Below are 24253 nucleotides of genomic sequence, written 5' to 3'. Positions count from 1 at the left end.
CCGACGGCCAAGAGGCAGGACGATGAGTAAACGCAATCCTATCCCCGTGACCATAGTTTCCGGCTTTCTCGGCGCCGGAAAGACCACCTTGCTGAACCGCATCCTCACCAGTGATCACGGTCTGCGCATGGCTGTGATGGTCAACGACTTCGGTGCCATCAATATCGATAGTCAACTGATCGTCAGTCAGACTCAGACCATGGTCAGCCTCGCCAACGGCTGTATCTGCTGCACCGTGGAAAGCGACTTGATCGAGCAGCTCGGGCGCCTGCTGGACGACCGCGCCAATCGGCCGGAGTACATCGTCATCGAGGCGAGCGGGGTATCCAATCCGAGCAAGATCGCCAATACGCTGCGTTACCCGCAGTTCCGCGAAGCGCTGGCCATCGACAGCATTCTGACGGTGGTCGATGCCGAGCAGTTCGGGCAGCTGGACGGCGCCATGGCCCAACTGGCAATGGAGCAGCTGGATGTGGCGGACATCATCGTGGTGAACAAGGTGGACCGGGTTGGTCGCGAGCAGATTGACGCGCTCAAAGCCCGCTGGTTTTACCCTAATGCCCGGGTGCTGGAGAGTCAGTACGGCGAAGTGCCGCTGGAACTGGTACTGGGGGTTGGGCGCTTCAAGGCAGGGTGGAGCTTCCGTCCAGCTGCCGTAGCTTCGGCCCCGGTGGTAGCGGCCGTGAAAGAAGAGGATCACTCGGTGATCTTCGAGACCTGGAGCTTCGCCAGCGAGCGGCCCATGTCGCTCAAAGCCTTGCGTCAGGCACTCTCGGCCCTGCCGGCGGATATCTACCGCGCCAAGGGGGTTTGTCAGATCGCCGAAGCGCCGGGCAAGCGTTGCATCCTGCATCTGGTGGGAAGCCGCAGCGAAATCCTGCCGGAATCGGGTTGGGAGGGCCGGGAGCCCTACACGCAACTGGTCTTCATCGGTAAGCGAGGGAGCATCGACACGGCGTCGATGCAAGCGGCGTTCGGGAAGTGTGTGGCCTGACTTCATCCGTCATTGGGATGACCGTATGTGGGGTGAATTCATTTGAACTTGCGAGACCACGTCCTGTGGAGGTGGTCATGAGTCGTCGGCTCTTCCTGTGACGATTCGAATCCGCGGGCTAGAAGGATGATCCCAATCCGGTGGGGTGCTCCGTGCGCACCGTCGGTTTGACGTGGCGTCGAAGCTGATCCTGAAATCGGTGCGCTAAGCGCACCCTGCGGTCCAGACCGAGCTGAAGAGGTCAGCCTTGCGCGCGGGGTTGGATTCGCCCCTACAAGGGCGGCGGCGCTTACCTGAAAACTAGCTTTCCGCCCCCCAGAAAGACTGAAGGCGCCACATGTGGCGCCTTCTGCCTTTCGAGGAACTGCATACATCGTGATTGCCTGCCTCTGAACTGTGCTCCGGGATCAGCTGATGCGGTTGGCACCAGTGCGGTCGGCACCGCCTTCGGCTACGTCGAAGCCTTTGGTGCGGTCGGAGCCGCCTTCGGCAACGTCGAAGCCTTTGGTGCGGTCAGAGCCGCCTTCGGCTACGTCGAAACCTTTGGTGCGGTCAGAGCCACCTTCGGCTACGTCGAAGCCTTTGGTGCGGTCAGAGCCACCTTCGGCTACGTCGAAGCCTTTGGTGCGGTCGGAACCGCCTTCAGCTACGTCGAAGCCTTTGGTGCGGTCGGAGCCGCCTTCGGCAACGTCGAAGCCCTTGGTGCGGTCGGAGCCGCCTTCGGCAACGTCGAAGCCCTTGGTGCGGTCGGAGCCGCCTTCGGCAACGTCGAAGCCTTTGGTGCGATCAGAGCCACCTTCAGCAACTCGCAGGGACTGGGAACGATCAGAACCGTTCTCCGCGATGCGGTTGGCACCAGTGCGATCAGCACCGCCTTCGGCTACACGGTTGATGGTGGTGCGGTCGGAACCCCCTTCAGCGACAACGGCACCCTGCGGCAGGGCAAAAGCAGTGGCGGACAGGCTGGCGATGAACAGGCTGGCGAGGATTTGCTTTTTCATTTTGGGCACCTTGGTGAGGAGGGGTTGGAATTCGTCTACGGGGCCCATGTTACTGATGTGATTTCGATGAAGAAGTGATCCTGCGTGATGGTTGCCATCGATGCTAATGATAGTTATGTGAGTACCATTAAAAACAATAAGGTAGGTGTTAATTAGGAGCGCAGTTGCGCAAGATGGAAAGGCGTTTTCTATGGGATGGAATAATCGATTAAATCGATTTATCTGCCCGATAGAGTCGCTCCATTGCAACCTCGGTCACGCGTTCTGCCTGATGGATACAGTCGAAGCTACGGCTGAAAGTGCCGCATTAGAGCGCTCGGAGCACTGTTCGCGTTTTGCAAACACTGTTGTCGCCCGGTCTGGAATTGTTGCCTGCGGGTGCCGCTCGTAACGTTCACTCATCCACTACAACAACAAACGGTGAATGAGATGAGCACTGCCGCGTTCCGTACCGTCTTCGGCTCGCTCGACGACCATCGCATGGGGTCGATCGAGATCATCCAGGGCGAAGCCCGCCACTATGCGTTCTCCAACATCTTCGACGTTGCCAGCCGCTCCGCCCCCTATGAAAAGGTGGTGGTCGGCCTGAACCTCGGCTACGTGATCGAAACCCTGCGCGCCGAAGGTGTCTCGCCCTGGTACACCGCCGCCCACGACGAATTTGCCATATCCGTGGACAGCGAGGTGCGCGTGGACTTCCTCAAGCTCGACGAGCCCCTGGCGGATGGCGAAGGCACGCGTCTGGCCGGTGAGCAGCCCAAGGGTCGCCCGATGGGTTACGTCCTGCTCAAGCGCGGTCACCAGGCCCTGCTGCCGGCGGGCTGCGCCTACCGCTTCGAAAGCGCGCGTCCTGGCGTACTGCTGCTGCAGACAATCAAGGGACCGCTGTCGGTGGAGAAGTGGGCAGACATCTGCCTGAAGTGACCGCCTGACCTACAACCAGAACAAGAGGACATCCACCATGGCCATGCTCGAATCCCTCGACACTTCCGCCAGCTTCGCCGCCGATGAGGTGGAAGCCAGCCTGCCCGATGCAGTTACCGGCTACCGCGCATTCAAACTGGGCGCCTTCACCCTGTCCCGCGACGAGTATTTCGTACGCATCCAATGGCCGGCCAAAGGCCAGGAGCGCTCGCACCTGATTCCTGCCGATGCCTTCCTGCGCGCCACCATGCGCGATGTCGCCTGGGGCTTCTTCTACGGCTGGGTGAACTTCGATGAAGTGATCGGCACCCGCAACCACTACGGCAAAGTCGACCTCTACGCCGGCACCTTCAACGGCGTCCTGCGCGAGGCAGGCGTCGACTACACCGAACAGTTCGAGACGCCGAAGATCATGGCCACCTTCAAGGCCATCCTGCGCGACTGGACCAACGCCGGCTTCGATCCCTTCGCCGCACCGGAAGAAACCGGTAGCGCCTTCGGTCGCAAGAACGGCGACAACATCGAAGCCATCGAGCGTTTCCGTGTCGCCACACGCCGCATGCCGGGCCTGCCGGACGATTCGCCGCTGCGCAATGACCTGCCGGTGAACCGCCAGTTCGTCGACGTACCCCAGGATGAGCCGGAAATCCATGCCGCCGAAGGCTTCGAAGGTGAACTGCATGCCTTCAACCTCTACAAGTACCTGTCCCGCTCCGACGTGACCTGGAACCCGTCGGTCAGTTCGGTGTGCAAGGCGAGTCTGTTCTGCCCGACCACCGAGGAATTCATTCTCCCGGTATTCCACGGCAACGATCGCGTGGAGTGGTTCCTGCAGCTCTCCGACGAGATCATCTGGGACGTGGCCGACAAGGACGATGGCGCTCCGCGTGCGCGCATCACCATGCGCCCTGGCGACATCTGCGCCATGCCCGCGGACATCCGCCATCAGGGCTACTCGACCAAGCGCTCCATGTTGCTGGTTTGGGAGAACGCCACGCCGAACCTGCCGCAGCGCTACGAAAGCGGCGAGCTGCCGCCGTACCCGGTTGAGTTCTGATCCATACAGCTCCCTCTCCCGCCGGGAGAGGGTTGGGGTGAGGGTCGCCTCATCTCCTGAGCAAGCCCCGTAATTGTCCAATGCCGCCGCTGAATTCCCGCGGCGCCCGGAGAGCTTTACCCATGCAAAACCAACTCTTCATCGACGGCCGCTTCGTGCCGGCCCAGAAGGGCGGGACCATCGCAGTCCTGTCTCCCCACGACGGCTCGCTGATCACCCATATCGCCGCCGCTGAAGCCGAGGACGTGGACCTGGCGGTCGCAGCCGCCAAACGTGCCTTTCCAGCCTGGGCCGCACTGTCCGGTGCGGAGCGTGGGCGTCTGCTGCTGAAGCTGGCGGATAAGATCGAGGAACACCACGAGGAGCTGGCGCAGCTGGAGTCCCTGGATACCGGCCACCCAATCCGCGACTCGCGCAGCCTGGATGTGCCGCGTACCGCGGCCTGCTTCCGCTATTTCGGTGGCATGGCGGACAAGATCGAAGGTGCGGTGATCCCGGTCGATACCGGCTTCCTCAACTATGTGCAGCGCAAGCCTGTCGGCGTGGTCGGTCAGATCGTGCCGTGGAACTTCCCGCTGATGTTCACCAGCTGGAAGATGGGCCCGGCGCTCGCCGCCGGCAACACGGTAGTCATCAAGCCGTCCGAGATCACTCCGCTGTCCACCCTGCGCATCGCCGAGCTGATGAAGGAAGTGGGCTTCCCTGATGGCGTGGTCAACGTAGTGCCGGGATACGGCCACACCGCCGGCCAGCGTCTGGCCGAGCACGAGGACGTGGGCAAGATCGCTTTCACCGGCTCCACCGCCACTGGCCGGCGCATAGTCGAAGCCTCCCAGGGCAATCTCAAGCGGGTGCAGCTGGAGCTGGGCGGGAAGGGCGCCAATATCGTTTTCGAAGACGCCAACCTGGACGCTGCCGTGAACGGCGCTGCCTGGGCGATCTTCCACAACCAGGGCCAGGCCTGCATCGCCGGCTCGCGGCTGATCCTCCATGAACGCATCGCCGACGAGTTCCTCGAGCGCTTCATCGGCTTGGCGCGTTCCATCCGCCTGGGCAGCCCGCTGGACCCGAACACCGAGATGGGTCCGCTGACCTCTGCCCAGCATCGCGACCGCGTGCTGGACTATGTGGACATCGCCCGCGCCCAGGGCGGGCGCATTCTCACGGGTGGCAAGGTGCCCAGCGATCCGGCGCTCGCCGCCGGCTACTACATCGAGCCGACTGTCGTCGAAGCCCACCCGGACCACCGCGTGGCCCAGGAAGAGGTGTTCGGTCCCTTCGTCACGGTTCTGCGCTTCTCCACGGATGAAGAAGCCTTGGCAATTGCCAACGGCACCCAGTACGGCCTCGGCAGCGGCCTCTGGACCCGCGACCTGCAGCGCGCGCACCGCATGGCGGCGAACATCCATGCTGGCATGTGCTGGATCAACTGCTACAAGCGGGTCAGTCCCGGCAGCCCGTTCGGTGGCGTCGGCCAGTCCGGCTATGGCCGTGAGATGGGCTTCGAGGCCATCCACGACTACACCGAGGCCCGCTCCGTGTGGGTCAACGTGGACGCGAAGATTCCGCCCCATTTCAAGCGTTGAGGTCCTGCATGAATCCCTTCATCTATCAAGGCCTGGCCTCTCGTGTGGTATTCGGTTGGGGCAAGCTGGAAACCCTGGCCGAGGAACTGGACAAGCTCGGCGCCCGCCGCGCACTGATCCTCACCACACCAGAACAGCGGCACCTCGGCGAGCGGGTGGCAGAGATCCTCGGTGAGCGTTCGGCCGGGGTCTATCCGCAGGCGGTGATGCATGTGCCGGTGGAAGTGGCCCGTGCCGCCCGCGACGAGGCGACCCGGCTCGGCGCCGATTGCTGCGTCGCCATCGGCGGTGGTTCCACCATCGGCCTGGGCAAGGCCATTGCGTTGGAGTCCGGCCTGCCCATCCTGGCGGTGCCGACGACCTATGCGGGGTCCGAGATGACCCCCATCTATGGCCTCACCGAAAACCGCCTGAAGAAAACCGGGCGCGATTTTCGCGTGCTGCCCAAGACGGTGGTCTATGACCCGCAACTGACCCTGAGCCTGCCGTCGGCAATCTCTGCCTGCTCGGGCATGAACGCCATGGCCCATGCGGTGGAAGCGCTCTACGCCCAGGATGCCAACCCCATCATCGCCCTGATGGCGGAAGATTCGATCCGTGCGCTGGCCGAATCCCTGCCGGGCGTGGTTGCCAACCCGGAAGATGCCGACGCCCGCAGCCGCGCGCTCTACGGTGCCTGGCTGGCTGGCATCTGCCTGGGCTCGGTGGGCATGGCCATTCACCACAAGCTCTGCCACACCCTGGGCGGCACCTTCAATCTGCCCCACGCACAGGCCCATGCGGTGGTGCTGCCCCATGCGGCGCACTACAACCGCGAGGCTGCCGCCGAACCCCTGCGCCGTGCCGCGCGTGCGCTAGGGGGCAAGGAGGCGGAGGAGTTGGGGCCGCTGCTGTTCGCCCTCAACCGGAAGCTGGGTATTCCCGCATCGCTGGCCGAGATCGGCCTGCCCGAGGAAGGGCCAGCGGAAGCCGCTGCGATCGCCTGTTCCAGTCCCTACTACAACCCGCGCCCGTTCGAGCAGGACGCCATCGAAACCATGCTGCTGCGCGCCTGGAAGGGCTTGCCGCCGGAATAACTGCTCCGTGTAGGGCGCGCCGTGCGCACCTGAGGCCTGCACAGGCGTCCTGGTGCGCCCGGCGCAACCTGCAGACGACGAGAATTGAGACCCACGGGAACACAAGATGAACAACATCCCGGCCAATGAAGCCCGAATCTCCGCGCAGGCCGTCGCCGCCTTCGCCAACACGCCCAACCCGCGCCTGCGCCAATTGGTGCAGGGCCTGGTGCGCCATCTCCATGCCTTCGCCAGTGAAGTGGAACTGACCGAAGACGAGTGGCTGGAAGGCATCCGCTTCCTCACTGACACGGGCAAGAAGTGCGATGGCACTGTGCGTCAGGAGTTCATCCTGCTCTCGGATGTGATTGGCCTGTCCATGCTGGTGGACGCCATTAACCATCGCGCCAGTGAAGCCGCCACTGAAACCACGGTGTTCGGTCCCTTCTACATCGCCGGCATGCCCGAGCGCGGCCATGGCGAAAACATGGCCTTCACTCCGGGTGAGCCGGCCCTGGTGCTGGGCCGGGTGCTGGATGCAGCCGGCGAGCCCATCGCCAATGCCGTGCTGGATGTCTGGCAGACGGCCGAGAACGGCATGTACTCCGGACAGGACCCGGACCAGCCGCTGGCCAACCTGCGGGGACGCTACCGCACGGACGACGAAGGCCGCTTCGCGATCCGCACCATCGTCCCTGTGAGCTACCCGATTCCCACCGATGGCCCGGTAGGGCGTCTGCTCCAGGCCAGCGACCGCCACCCCTGGCGCCCGGCGCACCTGCATTTCATGGTCATGGCCGAGGGGCAACGGACCCTGGTCACCCATCTGTTCAATCATGACGATCCCTACCTGGAGTCCGATGTGGTGTTCGGCGTGAAGGATTCGCTCAAGGTGGTCTACCAGCCGTGCCAGGCAGGTCATCCGTTGGCGGCCGAGCATGGCATCGATGGTGCTTTCCGCCTGGCCGGCTACGACTTCGTGCTGGAGCGCGCATGAGCCAGTACTTTGCCGTCTTCGCTACAGACAAGCCTGACCAGTTGGCCCTGCGTAACCAGGTGCGTCCCGCCCATCGCGAACACCTGCGCAATCCCTATCCGCACCGGGTGGTGGTGCGCCTCGGCGGACCTACCCTGGACAGCGGCAACGGCCGCATGAACGGTACCCTGCTGGTGGTGGAAGCCATGAGCCTGGGCGAGGTCCAGGCATTCCTCGGGGACGACCCCTATGTCCGCGCCGGCCTGTTCGAGCACATCGAGATCCGCCCCTGGAACTGGGGCCTGGGCAACCCGGAGCTACGCGGGTGAGCGCACTTTGCACGCTGGACGCCATCATCGACGGCGGCGCCCTGGCCGTAGAGTGCATGCTCGAGGGCAGGGCCCATCCACTGGTGTTGGTCCGTCGTGGCGAAGAGGTGTGGGGGTACCGCAATCGCTGCCCGCATTTCTCAGTGCCGCTGGATTTCCGTCCGGGTGAGTTCAGCACCTATCGCGGCCAGGTCCTGATGTGTGCCCACCACAGCGCACTGTTCCGCTTTGAGGACGGCCACTGCATTGAAGGTCCCTGCGCAGGCAGCCGACTCGAAGCGGTGCCGGTGCGGGTGGTGCAGGGGGCTGTGGTGCTGCTGTAGGGGTGCCGCTCTTGTTGTAGGGGTGATTTCAATCGCCATGCGGACCGAAGGTTCGCCGTCACAGGTGCCAGTCCCGTGTTTTGGGCGTGTGGGCTTCGCTGCGCTCTGCGCCAACCTACGGGGCAGCTGCGCCGCCCTTGGCGAATGAATTCGCCCCTACAAGGATTCGCAAGACTTTCGCGTCTTAACAAATGCCAATGCCCAAATCCGCTAAACCTGTGATAACGGCCCCTCGTTCATCACAGGCGGTAAGCAATGAACCTGTTCGAAGACATGCGGGTATTCGTGGTAGTGGTCGAAACCGGCAGCTTTTCGGCGACTGCGCAGCGGCTGAACATCGTCAAGTCGGTGGTCAGCCGGCGCATGAGCGCGCTGGAGCGGCACTTGGAGTGCCGGTTGTTCAACCGCACCACCCGACGCCTCAGCCTGACCGAAACCGGCCTGGACTATTTCGAGCGCGCACAGCGCATCCTGCGTGACCTGGCCGAAGCCGAGGAGGCGACCCGCAGTCTGCAGAGCGAGCTGCGCGGGCGCTTGCGCCTTGCCGCACCGATGTCTTTCGGGCTGAAACACCTGTCGCCGGCACTCAACGAGTTCATGCGTGTCCACCCCGGCCTGGACGTGGAGCTGGACCTCAACGACCGCTACGTGGACCTCGTCAACGAAGGCTACGACCTCACCTTGCGCATTGGTCGCCTGCCGGATTCCACCCTGGTGGCCCGTGAGCTGGGGCCCTGTCCCCATGCAGTCTGTGCCAGTCCCGAGTACCTCGCGGCCCATGGCGCCCCGGAAGTGCCGGATGATCTGCGCGAACACCAGTGCCTGGGCTACAAGAACCGCGCGAACAGCAGCCAGTGGCAGTTCCTCATGGGGGGCGAGTGGCGTTCGGTGGTGGTGCGGCCGCGTCTGATCGCCAACAACGGCGAGGTGCTGGTGCAGGCGGCGGTGGATGGCCTTGGGCTGGTGTCGCTGCCGCGCTTCCTGCTGGAGGAAAGCCTAGCCAATGGCAGGTTGGTGGAAGTGCTGCGGGACTTCCCGCTGCCCAGTTCGCAGATCTACGCCGTCTGCCCGCCGGGGCGGCGCTTGCCGGCCAAGGTGCGGGCGCTGATCGACTTCCTGGTGCAGCGGTTCGCCACCAATCGGTAGGGTGCGCCATGCACGCCGGTCGGGTTCAGGAGTGGCCTGGCCGACTGGTCATCGCGGGAGCGATTTCAATCGCGAATGAATTCGCTCCCACAGCAGTAGCCTGGACCACGCCTCACGAGCCAATTCGAAGCTCCCGAATTCGAATGGATAGACGTGATTTCCGTCCGATAACCGCCCATCCCGCAATCCCCATTTCCGCGCCGGCCGCTCTAGCGCGGCGTGTGCGGCATTGTTCGTGAAGCACGAACACTCATATCGCGGAAACCGGAATTGTTGGCGGGGAGGGGCGCTTGTAGCTTGCGACCCAACCGAGCAACCAGACCCGCACTGCCAGCGGTGCACGTCTCGGCTTCAGGCTGACTAATAACAACAAGGTAGCTGCCATGATCCCTCGCAAGCCCCTTTCCGCGTCATCGCTGTGCGCTCCGGTCCTGGCGGCCGCCGCGCTGTTTCCCGCATTCACCCAGGCTGCCGAGCCGGGGCCGTCCGGTTCGCTGTTTCGCAGCGCATTCGGCGACGGCCTGGAAAAGGACTACGGCATCAAGGTCCATGGTTGGGCACAGGCCGGCTGGATCTACAACGACAACGGCAGCGACGACGTGAGCAAGCAGGCCTTCTTCAACAATGACGAAGGCTTCAATCTCAACCAGTTCGCCCTGGCTATCGAAAAAACACCCAAGGGCAATGTGGTCGGTCGCGTGGGCCCGTTCCCCGGACCGATGCCGCAGGAAGCCGACTGGGGCTTCAATGTCACCGCCCTTTACGGCAAGGACGCGCGCTTCTTCAAGACCTACGGCTTCGACGAAGACCTGGGCGTCAACCGCAGCGCGGACGCTAACGACGAAAACTTCAACATCGCCCAGGCCTACCTGGATTTCTACATCCCTGTGCTCGGCGGCTCCAACCTGATGCTCGGTGTGTTTCACACGCCGCTGGAGAACGAGATCGGCTTTGCCCTGCCGAGCCCGGCGCCGACGGACTTCTACAGTCACACCTATTCCTTCATGCACGGCCCGGCCAAGCACACGGGGGCGCTGTACTCGTTCAAGCTGCCGCAGGAGGAGGGCGGCAGCATGCTCGGCTTCGAGCTGGGCGTGGTGCAAGGCTGGAACAACATGCAGGACCCCAATGGCGATCCGGACGTGATCGCCAACCTGCGCTGGCGCTCTGCGGACTTCCGTACTTGGGTCGACTGGGAAAACATCTACGGCAATGGCGCTGGCGACAGCTTCGCCGAATGCGCCTGCGGCTCGCCGCTTCCTGCCGGGACCGATGACCAGGACCTGACCCGCTACGCCTCGTACCTGACCGTGTCCCACGTGCTGGATGAGCGCAACCGGGTCGCCGTGGAGTTCAACTACGGCCAGCAGGAGGACGCAGCTTTCGCCGCCTTTGCCGACAAAGGCAATGCCCACTGGTACGGCACCGACGTCAACTGGTACCACCGCCTGGACGACAACCTGATGTGGAACAGCCGCGCCGAGTGGTTCTACACCGATGCCCCGGTGCATGTGGTGATGGCCAATATCGACCCGCAAACCGGCATCCCCGATCCGAGCTGGGGCAGCTTCTACGGCTTCACCACCAACCTGGCATGGACACCGGTGCCGAACGTCCGCCTGCGCCCCGAGTTGCGCTACGACATCCACAGCGGCAACGGCCGCGACGCGTTCGGCGGCGGTGGCGAAGACAGCCAGCTGATCGGCTCCTTCGACGTCACTGTCTTCTTCTGATCCGGCTCCAAACCACTGCCATCCCGGCCGGGCCCCAACGCGCTCGCGCCGGGTCTCATCCTCCAGTCGAGGTAAGCGTCATGGACAACAACAAGAAACTCCTCGGTGCCGGGCTTTCCCGGCGTGATTTCCTGCGGGCCAGCGGCGTCGTGGCTGGCGGCTCGCTGCTCGCAGGCTTTTCTTCAGGACCGTTGCTGGCGGCGGAGAAGGTCATCCGCATCGGCTATGTCAGCCCGCAGACCGGGCCGCTTGCACCGTTTGCCGCGGCGGATGGTTACATCATCGAAAGCCTCGCTTCGGTGCTGAAGAGCAGCATCACGGTGGGCGGCCAGCGCTGCCGCCTGGAGGTGATCGTCAAGGACAGCCAGTCCAACCCCAACCGCGCCGCCGAAGTGGCCAACGAACTGATCCTCGAAGATGGTATCGACCTGATGCTGGTGTCTTCGACCCCGGAAACCACCAACCCGGTGTCGGACCAGTGTGAGATCAACGAAATTCCCTGCATCTCCACCGTCGCGCCCTGGCAGCCCTGGTTCTTCACCCGTGGCGGCAAGCCGGACGAAGGCTTCCAGTGGACCTACCACTTCTTCTGGGGCCTGGAAGACGTGATCGCCGCCTACACCGCCATGTGGGGTGGCATGGGCAGCAACAAGGTGATCGGCGGACTGTTCCCCAACGACGGCGATGGAAATGCCTGGGGCGACGGCAAGCTGGGCTTCCCGCCGGTGCTCGCGCAGAAGGGCTTCCAACTGGTGGACCCAGGCCGCTTCCAGAGCCTCACCGACGATTTCTCCGCACAGATTTCCGCGTTCAAGAAAGCCGAGGCCGAGATCGTCACGGGGGTGGTCATTCCGCCGGACCTCACCACCTTCTGGACCCAGGCACGCCAGCAGGGCTTCCAGCCCAAGGCCATGTCGGTGGGCAAGGCGCTGCTGTTCCCGTCGGCGGTCGAGGCACTGGGCAAGGCTGGGCACAACCTTTCCACGGAAATCTGGTGGAGCCCGAGCCATCCCTTCAGTTCGTCGCTCAATGGCCTCAGTGCCGGACAGTTGGCCGCGCGCTACACCCAGGCGACCGGCAAGCAGTGGACCCAGCCGCTGGGCTTCGTGCATGCGCTGTTCGAGTTGGCGGTGGACATCCTCCAACGCACCGAAGAGGTGGGTAACCCCGAAGCTACGCGTGACGCGCTGCTGAAGACCGAGCTGAACACCGTAGTCGGTCCCGTGAGTTGGAAAAACGGCCCGGTCAAGAACGTCGCCAAGACCCCGCTGGTATCCGGCCAATGGCGCCTGGGCGGGCCTTTCACCTACGACCTGGTAATCACCAGCAATCAGACCGCGCCGCAGATTCCTCTGGGTGGGGAGATGCAGGCAATCACCTACGGCGGTTGAGTTCGGGCGCGGGCCGGGTTCCCTCACCCCACCCCTCTTCCTTAGGGAGAGGGGGTTCGTCCGTGCTCACTTCGAACAGGTAACGACATATGCAACAACTCCTCGTAGTGGAGCAGGTGCACAAGAGCTACGGCTCGGTGAAAGTGACCGACGATCTCAGTCTGGCGCTGGCTCCGGGCGAAGCGCTGGGCATCATCGGGCCCAACGGCGCCGGCAAGAGCACGCTGTTCAACCTCATTGCAGGTGGTGTGGCCGCTGACAGCGGGCGCATCCACTTCCAGGGTGAAGACGTCACCCGCGAACCGGTGTTCAAGCGGTGCCAGCGGGGCATCGGCCGCTCCCACCAGATTCCCCATCCCTTCGTGAAGATGACGGTGTTCGAGAATCTGCTGGTGGGCGCCACCTTCGGTGCCGGCCAGACGGAGAAGGACAGCCATGCCTGGTGCGCGCACGTCCTTGAACTGACTGGCCTGATCAAGAAGGCCAATGCTCTGGCCGGCTCACTGACCCTGTTGGAGCGCAAACGCCTGGAAATGGCGCGCGCCCTGGCCACCCGGCCGCAACTCCTGCTGCTCGACGAGATCGCCGGCGGCCTCACCGAGCCGGAGTGCCTGGAACTGGTGGGCACCATCCAGGGCATCCACCGCTCCGGTACCGCGATCATCTGGATCGAACACATCGTCCACGCACTACTGGCTGTGGTCGGCCGCCTGGCGGTGATCAACTTCGGTCGCAAGCTGGACGAAGGCGAGCCCCATGCGGTGATGGCCAACCCGAAGGTGCAGGAAATCTATATGGGTATCGGGAGCTGAAGTCATGCTGACGATCCGCAAACTGCGCGCCGGCTACGGCGACTTCCAGGCGTTGTTCGGCATCGACCTGGATCTGGCCGAAGGGGAAACCCTGGCCATCATCGGCTCCAATGGAGCCGGAAAATCCACCTTCCTGCGTTCGCTGGCCGGGCTGATCCGCAACGATCCCGGTTCCATTCGCTTCAAGGATGAGTACATCGGCAGCCTGCCTGCCAACCAGGTACTGGAGCGGGGCATCGCCCTGGTGCCGGAAGGCCGCAAGCTGTTCCCGTCGCTCAGCGTCGAGGAGAACCTGCTGATTGGCGGCTACAGCAAGCGCCAGGGCGCCTGGAACCTGGAGCGCATCTACAGCCTGTTCCCGGTGCTGGCCGACCTGCGCAAGCGCCCCGGTACCGCGCTCTCCGGTGGCCAGCAGCAGATGGTTGCCATCGGCCGCGCGCTGATGTCGAGCCCGAGCCTGCTGCTCTGCGACGAGATCAGTCTCGGTCTCGCGCCGACCACCATCAAGGACATCTATGCCGCACTGCCGTCAATCAAGGCCGATGGCACGGCGGTAATCCTGGTCGAGCAGGACATCAACCAGGCGCTGGCGGTCGCTGACCGTTTCTACTGCTTCCAGGAAGGTCGGGTGTCTCTCTCCGGCAAGCCGGGCGAGGCGAGCAAGGATCAGATCAAGGCGGCCTATTTCGGCCTGGCGGAGGCATGACGATGGAATGGCTCGATACCCTGGCGCAGGGCGTGCTGCTCGGCGGCCTATATGCACTGTTCGCGGTTGGCCTGTCGCTGATGTTCGGCATCATGCGTCTGGTCAACATCGCCCATGGCGATTTCATTGTGCTGGCGTCCTACCTGGCCCTGGTGGTGGTGGACATGCTGGGCATTTCACCCCTGGCCAGTCTGGTGCTGGTGGTGCCGGTGATGTTCGTGATCGGTTATGGCCTGCAGCGCCAAGTGCTCAATCGCACCCTCGGCAATGACATCCTGCCGCCGCTGCTGGTGACCTTCGGGATGTCGATCATCCTGCAAAACGTCCTGCTGGAATTCTTCAGCGCCGACAGCCGCAAGCTGTCCCAGGGCGATCTGGAAGTGGCCAGCGTCGCCGTCGGCGGGCTCAGCCTCGGCGTCATGCCGCTGATGGTGTTCGGCAGTGCTCTGCTGGTGATCGGCGGTTTGCAGCTGCTGTTCTACAAGACCAGCCTGGGGCGCGCCTTCCGCGCCACCTCGGATGACCAGCACACTGCCCAGCTGATGGGCATCGACAATCGCCACATCTTCGGCCTGGCCATGGCCCTGGCGATGGCGGTGGTGTCCATCGCCGGCGTGTTCCTCGCGGTGCGCACCAGCTTCGACCCCAGCGTTGGCCCAGCGCGCCTGCTCTACGGTTTCGAGGCCGTGATCATCGGGGGCCTCGGCAGCCTCTGGGGCACCCTGGCCGGCGGCGTGATCCTCGGCGTTGCCCAGGCGATCGGTGCGCGCATCGATCCGGGCTGGCAGATCCTTGCCGGCCACCTGGTGTTCCTGCTGATCCTGGTTTTCCGCCCCCGCGGCCTGTTCCCCCGGAGTGTCGACTGATGAATGCGATGAACAATGCCTACCTCGTCCAGCGCGCTACCCGCAGCAGTCAGGTGGGCCTGGCACTGCTGGGTGTGCTGGTGCTGGTTCTGGCGTCTCTGCCGTTCTGGGCCGATCGCGCGGTGCTGCGCCTGGTGGTGGAATTCTCCTACTACCTGGCCCTGGCACAGATGTGGAACCTGCTGGCGGGTTACGCCGGGATGGTTTCGGTGGGCCAACAGGCCTTCGTCGGCCTCGGCGGCTACCTGCTCTTCGTGCTGGCTTCGCAGCTGGGCGTGCCGCCGCTGGCAGCGGTGTTTCTCTCCGGGCTGGTGGTGGCGCTGCTGGCGGTGCCGACAGCTCTGGTGCTGTTCCGCCTGCGCGGCGCCTATTTCGCCATCGGTACCTGGGTGGTGGCCGAGGTGTTCCGCTTAGGGCTGGCGCAGGTCGGTAGCCTTGGCGGCGGTTCCGGACAGAGCCTGCCTGCCTCCATTGTGCGGCAGATTGGCAGCAGCCGTGACGGCCGCGAGATGCTGATGTACTTCAGCGCCCTGGCCATTGCCATCGGTGCGGTGCTGGTGGTTTACCTGCTGTTGCGCTCGCGACAGGGACTGGCGTTGACCGCCATCCGCGACTCCGAACCGGCGTCCGGAAGTCTGGGTATCAACGTGTTCCGCACGAAGTTGATGGTCTACGTGTTGGCCGCCGGATGTACCGGTGTGGTGGGGGCATTGATCTTCCTGCAGAAACTGCGAATCTCGCCGGATGCCGCCTTCAGCGTGCAGGACTGGACCGCGGCGGTGATCTTCATCGTCATCATCGGCGGCATCGGGACCCTGGAAGGTCCCCTGATCGGCACCCTGATCTACTTCATCCTGCGTAGCTGTTTCGCCGAGTTCGGTGCGCTGTACATGATCATCCTCGGCGGCGTGGCTGTGCTGATGATGCTCAAGGCGCCCCAGGGTGTATGGGGAGTGGTGAGCGAGCGTTTCGGCTGGCAGCTGTTCCCGATGCAGCGCAAGTTGATCGGTGGTTGAGGCATGGGGAGTTGCCCTTCTTGTAGGGGCGAATTCATTCGCCAAGGGCGGCGCAGCTGCCCCGCTCGAATGCGAAGGGAAGACCTTTGGCCTTCTTGGCGATTGAAATCGCCCCTACAGTTAGAGCATCGCTATAACCGGGTACACCTATGGATCGCCTTCTCAGCATCGAAGCCTTCGTTCGCGTCGCGGAAACCGGCAACTTCGCCAAGGCTGCCCAGCAACTGGGCGTGACCCGCTCGGTCATCAGCCACCGCATCCAGCAGTTGGAGGAATACATCAGTGCGCCGCTGTTCCACCGCAGTACGCGCCATGTTCGCCTCTCGGAAGTAGGGGAGACCTACTACAAGGAATGCGCCGACATGGTGGCCAGCTTCAACAGCCTAACGGAGCAGATGCGCGATCTGCGGGCCAAGCCCACCGGCAAGTTGCGCATCCAGATGCTGCCGGGCTTCGCCCTCGGCCACTTCGGCGGCCTGCTGGCTGAGTTCACTGATCTGTACCCGGACATCGAGGTGGATGTAATCGTCAACGACCGCGTGGTGGACCCCATCGAGGAGGGCTTTGACGTGGCCTTCCAGATGTTCCCGCCGCTTGCCGAGTCGCTGATCGAGCGCAAGCTGTTCTCGGTGCGGAGGCTGTTCTGCGCTTCTCCGGATTACCTGGAGCGGCATGGCGCGCCCACCGTCCCGGCGGACCTCCAGGCGCACAAGGTGGCGTTGTACGAGGGCTACCCGTCGCGCAACAAGTGGGTGTTCAACGGTGATGAGCAGGTGGAGCTCAACCTCACGGGTCAGGTGCGCTCCAATTCGGTCCATCTGCTACGGGACTACGCCGTCACCGGCACCTGCGTAGTGTGCCTGCCTACCCTGGTGGCCAGCGATGACTTGCTGGCCGGGCGTCTGGTGCCAGTACTTACCGACTACTCCCTGACGTCCTTCAACTTCTCTGCTGTCTATCCGGCGACCCAGCGCCGAGCGCTGAAGGTGCGCACCTTGATCGACTTCCTCGTGGAGCGCATCAGCGATGCACCAGCCTGGGACCGACCGCTGCTGGAGCGTGGCTGGGTGCAGCCCTGATCAAGTGCTGTGCCGTGATCTTCGCCAGCCCCAAAAAGACTGAAGGCGCCACAAGTGGCGCCTTCTGCCTTTGGAGGAATTGCATACATCGTGATTGCCTGCCTCTGAACTGCTCCGGGATCAGCTGATGCGATTGGCACCAGTACGGTCGGCACCACCTTCGGCTACGCGGAAGGCATTGGTACGGTCGGAACCCCCTTCAGCAACATCAAAGGCCTTGGTGCGATCGGAGCCACCTTCGGCAACACGCAGGGATTGGGAACGCTCGGAGCCGTTTTCAGCGACGTCGAAGGCCTTGGTGCGGTCGGAGCCACCTTCGGCAACACGCAGGGACTGGGAACGCTCGGAGCCGTTTTCAGCGACGTCGAAGGCCTTGGTGCGGTCGGAGCCACCTTCGGCAACGCGCAGGGATTGCGAACGCTCGGAGCCGCTTTCGGCAACACGGTGAACGTTGGTGCGATCAGCGCCACCCTCGGCAACCGAGAGGGCGAAAGCGGAAGCGGACAGGCTGGCGAAGAACAGGCTGGCAAGAATTTGCTTTTTCATTTTCGGGCACCTCGTGGAGGGTTGGAATTTGTCTACGGGGCCCATGTTACTGATGTGATTTCGATGAAGAAGTGATCCTGTGTAATGGTTACCATCGACGTTAATGATAGTTGTTGAGATATCACTAAAAACAATGGCTTAAGAGATTTTTCAGGGAGTAGTTGCGCAAAGTGGAAAGGCTTTTTCCTGAAATTGGTATAATCGATTAATTAGATGTATTTGAGCGGGAAAAGAATCGTTGAGTGGCAACGCGACGATGGAAGTGCCGATTTAGAGCGCTGGATGCTCTAGTGGCATGTGTTCAGCGGGAACTGGCGGCGGATCGAGGAATGGCATCGAAGGCAATGCCCCCATTGCGGGGGCGGCGCCGGGATCAGCGTTTGCCCATGGAGCGGCGCGAGCCGCGCGGTGCGGGACCGGGACGCTGGCCGCGGTCGTGGCCCTTGAGGGTGAGGTAATAGGGGACGTTCTGCTTCTTCGGCTTGGCCGGAGCGGTTTCGGCGGTCGGGGTTTCCACCGGTTGAGTGTCGACCTGGTCGATGTCTTGGCTGGTCATGGTGTTCTGCTGCTATCAGGCTTTGGCCCCTGGCTGGGCTGGAGGCGCGCATCATACACCAGCCGGCCTCCGGGTGCTCCCGAAGGCCTCTGGACGGCTCAGGACGGTTGCTGCATCCCCCAACCGGTCAGTTCGACGCGATGGTCCACATGGTTGATGGCCGAGAGAATGTGCTCCGGGTCGGTCAGCGCCGGCGCCATGGTCCACCGGCCGATGGGCTCATTACCGATCCGCACCATGCCGGTATGGGTCAGCTGGTTGCCATCCACGATTGGATCTACGTCATAGAAGCCCAGGGCGTAGCGCAACTCGAGGATGTCTTGAGGATCGCCGGTGAGGTACTCCCAGCCCGGACCGATGTGGAACTTGTCTACGTATTCCTGCAGGTGGTGCGGTTGGTCCAGCTCGGGTTGCAGGGTGATCGAGTACATGAAAATGTCCCGTCCTACCCGATCGCCCAGCATCTGTTGCACCTTGCGCAGGTTGGCGGTGGCGGTGGGGCAGTTACGGCCACAGCTGGCGTACATCATGTTCAGCACAACCACCTTTCCGCGCAGCAGGTCCCGGTAGAACTCCACCTTCCGACCCTGGTGGGTGAACAGCGTTGGGTTGGGAAAGCGCCCATCGCCCTGACGAGGTTGCGGCTGGCGTTCCGCGGCGATACCCAGTGAGCCCAGGGCAGCCAGCCCCAGCACACCGGCGCCGAGGCCGCCGATCAGATTTCTGCGAGTGTTCATGGAAATTCCTCCCGCGGCCGTTATACGAGGTCGAAGCGCAGCATCATCGCGTGGTCTTCGTGGATCAGGTTGTGGCAATGCATCACGTACTTGCCGACGTAGTCACGGAAGCGGATGAACACGCGAATGGTCTCGTTCTTGTTGATCACGTAAACGTCCTTGCGCCCTAGTTCATGGGCCGGGATGGGTTGTGAAACGCCATTCCTGATGCGCGCGATGATGCGGCCTTCCTCCAGGTGGATGTGGATCGGGTGCGACCAGCCGTTGTCGATGTTGACCAGCTCCCAGATTTCCCCGCGCCCCCTGGGCACGTTGAAGCGTGGCGCGTTGACGTTGACGAACTGGCCATTGATCGCCCACATGTTGTTGGCGCGCTCGAAGACGAACCGGCGCACCGGAGCGGCGGCCACCTCGGCCGGATTCAGCGGCGGCAGTGGCCGCAGGTTGGCCGGTACCTGGCTGAGGTCCTGGGAGGTTGGCCAGCGGTCGACCACTATCTTCAGTACGCGTACCCCAGGCTCCTTGATGTCTTTCGGCCCACGGGTTTCTTCCTGGCGCATGCGGTTGACCAGATAGAGGGTAGTGCCCACCACGTACTTGGAAAAATCGACCACGATGTCGGCGCGCTCGGCCATGCCGAGAGTGACCGATTGCTGGTTGAACAGGGGCTTTGGCAGCAGGTTGCCGTCGTTGGCGATGTAGGTGAAGTTCTGCTTGACGTTGTTCGGGTTCACCAGCGAGAAGGCATAGAACAGGCTCGGGCCGGCATTCAGCAGGCGGAAACGATAACGTCGCGCGGCCACCTTGAGCACCGGCTCGATCATGCCGTTGACCAGCACCTTGTCGCCGAGCACGCCTTCGGGGTTGATCTCGTCGTAGTAGAGCTTGCCGGCGGCGTCGAAGCGGCGGTCGGCGAACTGCAGCGGGTAGTCATAGGCGCCGCTCGGCAGGCGCAGAGCCCCGGGCGTGGGGTCGGCTTCGTTGCCTGAATCCAGCGAGTCATAGAGTAGGTAGAAGCCCGAGAGTCCGCGGTAGAGATTGGGTGATGTGAAATCCAGGGTGTGGTCGTGATAGAAGAGCGTGCCCAAGGCCTCAGTGGGGTCGCCGACGTTGTCCTGGTGATCTTCGAAGCCGGCACAGCAGTTGGGGTAGAAGTGATCCTTGAATTTGCCTTTGGCGGTCAGGGTCGGGCCGGCCTTGGTTGCGCTGTAGTAGTCACCGGGGAATCCGTCACTCTCCGAACCGCAATGCAGATTGTGCAGGTGAGTGGAGATTTCCGGCGTACCGAAGCCAGTGTGATTGGCGGGCAGGTCGTTGTAGATGCGGCAGATCATCGGTGAACCGTAGCGCGAGGCGACGGTGGCGCTGAATTCCTTCGGCGGAGTATTGGCGGCGCGGTAATTCCAGACTTTCTGGATCGGATAGGCCGGGTTGAACTGCCAGTCGCGCTCGACCGCGCGAAGCTCATAGTAGTTAGCGTTGGGGCGGAACTTGTTCCAGAACTGATGTCGCGCCCGTCCGGCTTCGCCGCCGGCGGTGTTGGCCAGTTCGGTAGGACTCGGAGTCAAGTAGGGAACGGCGGCGGCGCGCACGATCTCGGTGGGCAACTCCATGACCCATGGAGTAGTCGGTGGGCTGGGCGGCAGTACCGGAGGGATGCTCGATGCTTCGCTGGCCGGGGCGCGCAGCAGCGCTGGCGCCGCTACCGCGGCGGCTGACAGCTTGAGGAAGTCGCGCCGGGTTTCGTCCACCAACCTGTCTTTTTTGTTTTTCGGTTGTCGCGGGTCTTTGCCTTTCATGGATGCACTCCACCTCCCCACCACGAATTCGCGCGAACGGCCTGCCATGGATGCAGTGCTCCAGGGCTCTTTTTCCCCATCCATTCCCACGAAGGTGCAGGCCGCAAAGGGTGAATCTGTTTGCACGGCCAATGCGCCAATAAGCCGACTAAAGACCTCTCATTTGCGGTGCGCAATCCGCGTTCCGGCAGTATTTTGTCGCTTTTGGTGGCCAGTGGCTTCTGGCTCTAGGTGTGGCGCAGATTGTTTCTAAATATTTCTGGAAGACGGGCGGCGGGGATTGGAGGGCAGGCGGTAGAGCGGTTGGCGCGGGGTGAAGGCGACCGGAAAAGGAGCGATTCCGGTCGCGTGCAGCGGGTTATTTGTACTTATCGTGGAACAGTGCGATCTGCTTAACCGGCTTGGGCTCTTCCTTGGCCAGTACATAGACCACGCGCTGACCTTCAGGCCCGCCGCCGATGTCGACGTAGCTGAAGGTGGGTTCGCCGATGCGGTACATGTCCATCATGTCGCCGTAGCGGCTGAACACGTAAATGATGCCTTCCTCATCACGCATTTCGCCGTAGAAGGGCTGCGCTGGCGGCAGGCTGATGTCGAGGAAGCGCTTGGCGGAAAGGGTCTTTACGTCCTTGCCCTGATCGGCGGCTTTCAGTACCAGGATGATGTCGCGGCCGAACCCGTCCTGCTTGCCGGCGCTCTGCTTGATCGGAGCAGTGCCGCTCTTCACGAATTCGCGGTAGGTGGCGTAGTCGTCGAAGACGAACAGTTCCTTCTCGGTGCGGATCTGGTACCAGTCCTCGTTGTCCAGGGCTACCGGCTTGGCGGGGGCCGGGGCTTGTACGGCGCAGGCGCCAAGGGTGGCGGCCAGCAGCGCCGCAGCCAAGGGCTTGATCAGGTTCTTCTTGTGGTTCATCGGAGGTCCTCCCCAGGAAAGTTGAGCAGAGAATCTGCCTGCGCTGGATGACCGGTTGATGACGGCTTTGTGTCGCTGTGATGAAAAGGAGAAGGCTTTGTTTTTCAGCGGGTTGGAACGATTTCTTGAGAGCTGATCTGCGCTCGTAGTGTTGGCAAGAAAAAAGGGTGAAGGCCTGCGCCATCACCCTTCAAGGCCCCGCCGTGACGGGGCGTTGGGGACTCTGTATCAGCCGCGGTAGTAACGCTGCGGCACGAAGGGCGTCTTGGCCACTTTCATCGCCACGCGCTTGCCGCGCACCAGGGCCCAGACCTCGCTGTCCACGGCGGCATGGCTGGTGCTCACGTAGCCCATGGCGACCGGGGCGCCCAGGCTGGGGCCGAAGCCACCGCTGGAAACGCGGCCGATCACCGTGCCGTCGGCGTCGACGATCTCGGCGCCTTCGCGCACCGGCACACGTTCCTGCGGCAGCAGGCCGACGCGCTTGCTCGGCACGCCATCGCGCTGCTGGGCGAAGACCCGGCCGGCGCCAGGGAAATTGCCGGCGCGCAGGCCGTCGGCGCGGCGGGCCTTGGAGATGGCCCAGAGCAGGCTGGCTTCCACCGGGGTGGTGGCGGGGTTCATGTCGTGGCCGTAGAGGCACAGGCCGGCTTCCAGGCGCAGCGAGTCGCGCGCGCCAAGGCCGATCGGCTGGACTTCCGGCTGGGCCAGCAGGGTGCGTGCCAGGGCTTCGGCCTGGGCCACGGGCACGGAAATCTCGTAGCCGTCCTCGCCGGTGTAGCCGGAGCGGCTGACGTAGCACTCGACGCCCTCCAGGCGCACGCTGCCGAACTGCATGAAGGTCATCTTCTGCACTTCCGGGGCGAGGCGGCCGAGTACCGCGGCGGCCGCCGGACCTTGCAGGGCGAGCAGGGCGCGGGAGTCGAACAGCGATTCGATTTCGCACTGCTCGGCGAGGTGTTGCTTGAGGTGCGCCAGGTCCTGTTCCTTGCAGGCGGCGTTGACCACCAGGAACAGGGTGTCGTCCGCCAGGCGGGCGACCATCAGGTCGTCGAGGATGCCGCCGTTCTCGTCGGTGAACATCGCGTAGCGCTGGGTGCCCACCGGCAGGTCGAGGATGTCCACCGGCACCAGGCTCTCCAGGGCGCGGGCGGCGTTGTCGCCACGCAGGATGACCTGGCCCATGTGCGAGACGTCGAACAGGCCGGCCTGCTCGCGGGTGTGCAGGTGTTCCTTGAGCACGCCGAGGGGGTATTGCACCGGCATGTCGTAGCCGGCGAAGGGCACCATGCGGGCGCCGAGTTCGAGGTGCAGGGCGTGCAGCGGGGTCTTGGCGAGGTCGGTCATGTAAGGCTCCAAAGCAAAAGTCGGTGCGGGTTGGGGCAGCCCTCTCCCCCGGCCCCTCTCCCTGAAGGGCGAGGGGAGACAAGCTCCCTCTCCCGCGTGCGGGAGAGGGCTGGGGAGAAGGTGCTCTTCAGCATTCGATGATGTTCACGGCGAGGCCGCCGCGGGCGGTTTCCTTGTACTTGCTCTTCATGTCGGCACCGGTCTGGCGCATGGTGCGGATCACCTTGTCGAGCGAAATGAAGTGCTGGCCGTCACCGCGCAAGGCCATGCGCGCGGCGTTGATGGCCTTCACCGAACCCATGGCGTTGCGTTCGATGCAGGGCACCTGGACCAGGCCGCCGACCGGGTCGCAGGTCAGCCCGAGGTTGTGCTCCATGCCGATCTCGGCGGCGTTCTCCACCTGCTGCGGGGTGCCGCCGAGGACTTCGCAGAGGGCGCCGGCGGCCATCGAGCAGGCCACGCCGACCTCGCCCTGGCAGCCGACTTCGGCACCGGAGATGGAGGCGTTCTCCTTGTAGAGGATGCCGATGGCGGCGGCGGTGAGCAGGAAGCGCTCGACGCCGTCGTCGTTGGCGCCGGGCACGAAGCGGCTGTAGTAGTGCAGCACCGCCGGGACGATGCCGGCCGCGCCGTTGGTGGGCGCGGTGACCACGCGGCCGCCGGTGGCGTTTTCCTCGTTCACCGCGAGGGCATAGAGGTTGACCCAGTCGAGCACCGAGAGGCTGTCCTTGAGGCTGGCCTCCGGGTGTTCGCTGAGCTGGCGGTAGAGCGCGGCGGCGCGGCGCTTGACCTTGAGTCCGCCGGGCATGATGCCTTCCTTGCGGCAGCCGGTGGTGACGCAGTCCTGCATCACCTGCCAGATCTTCATCAGCCCGGCGCTGGTTTCCTCGGGGGTGCGCCAGGCCTTCTCGTTCTCGCGCATCAGGCCACTGACGGCGAGCCCGCTGGCGCTGCACTGGGCGAGCATGTCGCGCCCGGTCTTGAACGGGTAGGGCAGCGGCGTGCGGTCCTCGACGATGCGATCCAGGCCGGCGGCTTCCTCATCGACGACGAAGCCGCCGCCCACCGAGTAGTACTCGCGCGCGCGGATCTGGATGCCGGCGGCATCGAAGGCGCGGAAGATCATGCCGTTGGGGTGGTAGGGGAGCGGCTTGCGGATCAGCGCCAGGTGTTCCTTTTCCACGAAGTGGATGGGTTTCTCGCCCCCCAGACGCAGTTCGCCGCGCTGGCGAATGGCCGCGAGGCGCTCGTCCACTCGTTCGGTATCGACGGTGTCCGGCTGTTCGCCTTCCAGGCCGAGCAGCACGGCCTTGTCGCTGCCGTGGCCCTTGCCGGTGGCGCCGAGGGAGCCGTACAGCTCG

24 protein-coding genes are annotated in these 24253 nt (G+C 63.6%); 16 read left to right on the top strand and 8 right to left on the bottom strand.

What is annotated here, in order from left to right:
• The first annotated feature begins 22 nt into the window (after positions 1-22).
• Positions 23-994 carry a GTP-binding protein gene (locus E8E75_RS17275; protein WP_120650920.1) on the top strand — a complete coding sequence of 324 codons (972 nt, stop codon included), beginning with the start codon at positions 23-25 and terminating at the stop codon, positions 992-994.
• A 407-nt stretch (positions 995-1401) separates the two neighbouring features.
• Here E8E75_RS17275 and E8E75_RS17270 read toward each other — a convergent pair whose 3' ends face one another.
• Positions 1402-1995 (bottom strand): hypothetical protein, encoded by a 594-nt coding sequence (locus tag E8E75_RS17270; protein WP_153921985.1) that lies wholly within the window; start codon positions 1993-1995, stop codon positions 1402-1404.
• A 429-nt stretch (positions 1996-2424) separates the two neighbouring features.
• Here E8E75_RS17270 and E8E75_RS17265 point away from each other — a divergent pair, with 429 nt between their 5' ends.
• The 15 genes from E8E75_RS17265 (at position 2425) to E8E75_RS17195 (ending at position 16994) form a co-directional block, all read left to right on the top strand.
• Entirely contained in the window at positions 2425-2919 is a 495-nt protein-coding gene (locus tag E8E75_RS17265; protein ID WP_120650921.1) for a hydroxyquinol 1,2-dioxygenase, read from the top strand.
• Between the two features lie 37 nt (positions 2920-2956).
• Positions 2957-3976, top strand: coding sequence for a hydroxyquinol 1,2-dioxygenase (locus E8E75_RS17260; protein WP_120650922.1), 1020 nt, complete (start codon positions 2957-2959; stop codon positions 3974-3976).
• A gap of 122 nt (positions 3977-4098) precedes the next feature.
• Positions 4099-5562 carry an aldehyde dehydrogenase family protein gene (locus tag E8E75_RS17255; protein WP_280359464.1) on the top strand — a complete coding sequence of 488 codons (1464 nt, stop codon included), beginning with the start codon at positions 4099-4101 and terminating at the stop codon, positions 5560-5562.
• A gap of 8 nt (positions 5563-5570) precedes the next feature.
• Positions 5571-6638: a maleylacetate reductase gene (locus E8E75_RS17250; RefSeq protein WP_280359463.1), complete on the top strand. Its 1068-nt coding sequence runs from the start codon at positions 5571-5573 to the stop codon at positions 6636-6638.
• A 106-nt stretch (positions 6639-6744) separates the two neighbouring features.
• Positions 6745-7614, top strand: coding sequence for an intradiol ring-cleavage dioxygenase (locus E8E75_RS17245; RefSeq protein WP_280359462.1), 870 nt, complete (start codon positions 6745-6747; stop codon positions 7612-7614).
• Complete coding sequence (locus E8E75_RS17240) at positions 7611-7922, top strand: YciI family protein (protein ID WP_120650926.1); 312 nt, start codon at positions 7611-7613, stop codon at positions 7920-7922. Before E8E75_RS17245 ends, E8E75_RS17240 begins: the two co-directional genes overlap by 4 nt.
• Positions 7919-8245 (top strand): Rieske 2Fe-2S domain-containing protein, encoded by a 327-nt coding sequence (locus E8E75_RS17235; RefSeq protein WP_280359461.1) that lies wholly within the window; start codon positions 7919-7921, stop codon positions 8243-8245. The genes E8E75_RS17240 and E8E75_RS17235 overlap by 4 nt, the downstream gene beginning before the upstream one ends.
• 255 nt (positions 8246-8500) lie before the next feature.
• The gene (locus E8E75_RS17230) at positions 8501-9391 is read left to right on the top strand and encodes a LysR family transcriptional regulator (RefSeq protein ID WP_153921991.1); all 891 of its coding nucleotides are present in this window, start codon (positions 8501-8503) and stop codon (positions 9389-9391) included.
• A gap of 383 nt (positions 9392-9774) precedes the next feature.
• Positions 9775-11124, top strand: a complete 1350-nt coding sequence (locus E8E75_RS17225) for an outer membrane beta-barrel protein (RefSeq protein ID WP_280359460.1) — start codon at positions 9775-9777, stop codon at positions 11122-11124.
• Between the two features lie 80 nt (positions 11125-11204).
• A complete protein-coding gene (locus tag E8E75_RS17220) occupies positions 11205-12515 on the top strand; it encodes an ABC transporter substrate-binding protein (protein ID WP_120650929.1) in 1311 nt (436 codons plus the stop codon).
• Positions 12516-12604: 89 nt separating this feature from the next.
• Entirely contained in the window at positions 12605-13327 is a 723-nt protein-coding gene (locus E8E75_RS17215; protein ID WP_120650930.1) for an ABC transporter ATP-binding protein, read from the top strand.
• 4 nt (positions 13328-13331) lie between these two features.
• Positions 13332-14033, top strand: a complete 702-nt coding sequence (locus E8E75_RS17210) for an ABC transporter ATP-binding protein (protein WP_120650931.1) — start codon at positions 13332-13334, stop codon at positions 14031-14033.
• Positions 14034-14035: 2 nt separating this feature from the next.
• Positions 14036-14899: a branched-chain amino acid ABC transporter permease gene (locus E8E75_RS17205; RefSeq protein ID WP_280359459.1), complete on the top strand. Its 864-nt coding sequence runs from the start codon at positions 14036-14038 to the stop codon at positions 14897-14899.
• Positions 14899-15915: a branched-chain amino acid ABC transporter permease gene (locus tag E8E75_RS17200; protein WP_153921997.1), complete on the top strand. Its 1017-nt coding sequence runs from the start codon at positions 14899-14901 to the stop codon at positions 15913-15915. Before E8E75_RS17205 ends, E8E75_RS17200 begins: the two co-directional genes overlap by 1 nt.
• A gap of 149 nt (positions 15916-16064) precedes the next feature.
• The gene (locus tag E8E75_RS17195) at positions 16065-16994 is read left to right on the top strand and encodes a LysR family transcriptional regulator (protein ID WP_120650934.1); all 930 of its coding nucleotides are present in this window, start codon (positions 16065-16067) and stop codon (positions 16992-16994) included.
• A 120-nt stretch (positions 16995-17114) separates the two neighbouring features.
• Here E8E75_RS17195 and E8E75_RS17190 read toward each other — a convergent pair whose 3' ends face one another.
• From E8E75_RS17190 to E8E75_RS17160, 7 genes are all read right to left on the bottom strand, one after another.
• Entirely contained in the window at positions 17115-17540 is a 426-nt protein-coding gene (locus tag E8E75_RS17190) for a hypothetical protein (RefSeq protein ID WP_280359458.1), read from the bottom strand.
• A 373-nt stretch (positions 17541-17913) separates the two neighbouring features.
• Positions 17914-18096 carry a hypothetical protein gene (locus E8E75_RS17185; protein ID WP_120650936.1) on the bottom strand — a complete coding sequence of 61 codons (183 nt, stop codon included), beginning with the start codon at positions 18094-18096 and terminating at the stop codon, positions 17914-17916.
• Positions 18097-18194: 98 nt separating this feature from the next.
• Positions 18195-18833 carry an SCO family protein gene (locus tag E8E75_RS17180; protein ID WP_153922000.1) on the bottom strand — a complete coding sequence of 213 codons (639 nt, stop codon included), beginning with the start codon at positions 18831-18833 and terminating at the stop codon, positions 18195-18197.
• A 20-nt stretch (positions 18834-18853) separates the two neighbouring features.
• Complete coding sequence (locus tag E8E75_RS17175; protein WP_280359457.1) at positions 18854-20632, bottom strand: multicopper oxidase domain-containing protein; 1779 nt, start codon at positions 20630-20632, stop codon at positions 18854-18856.
• 358 nt (positions 20633-20990) lie between these two features.
• Positions 20991-21545, bottom strand: coding sequence for a hypothetical protein (locus E8E75_RS17170; protein WP_120650939.1), 555 nt, complete (start codon positions 21543-21545; stop codon positions 20991-20993).
• Positions 21546-21773: 228 nt separating this feature from the next.
• A complete protein-coding gene (gene gcvT, locus E8E75_RS17165) occupies positions 21774-22892 on the bottom strand; it encodes a glycine cleavage system aminomethyltransferase GcvT (protein ID WP_280357865.1) in 1119 nt (372 codons plus the stop codon).
• A gap of 127 nt (positions 22893-23019) precedes the next feature.
• Positions 23020-24253: L-serine ammonia-lyase (locus E8E75_RS17160; RefSeq protein WP_280357867.1), on the bottom strand; the 1234-nt coding region annotated here is incomplete at its 5' end.

The sequence above is a fragment of the Pseudomonas sp. BN606 genome, assembly GCF_029873115.1.
Lineage (GTDB): Bacteria > Pseudomonadota > Gammaproteobacteria > Pseudomonadales > Pseudomonadaceae > Metapseudomonas.
Note: the sequence above shows the minus strand (reverse complement) of the source record. Positions and strands in the feature narration are given on the sequence as shown.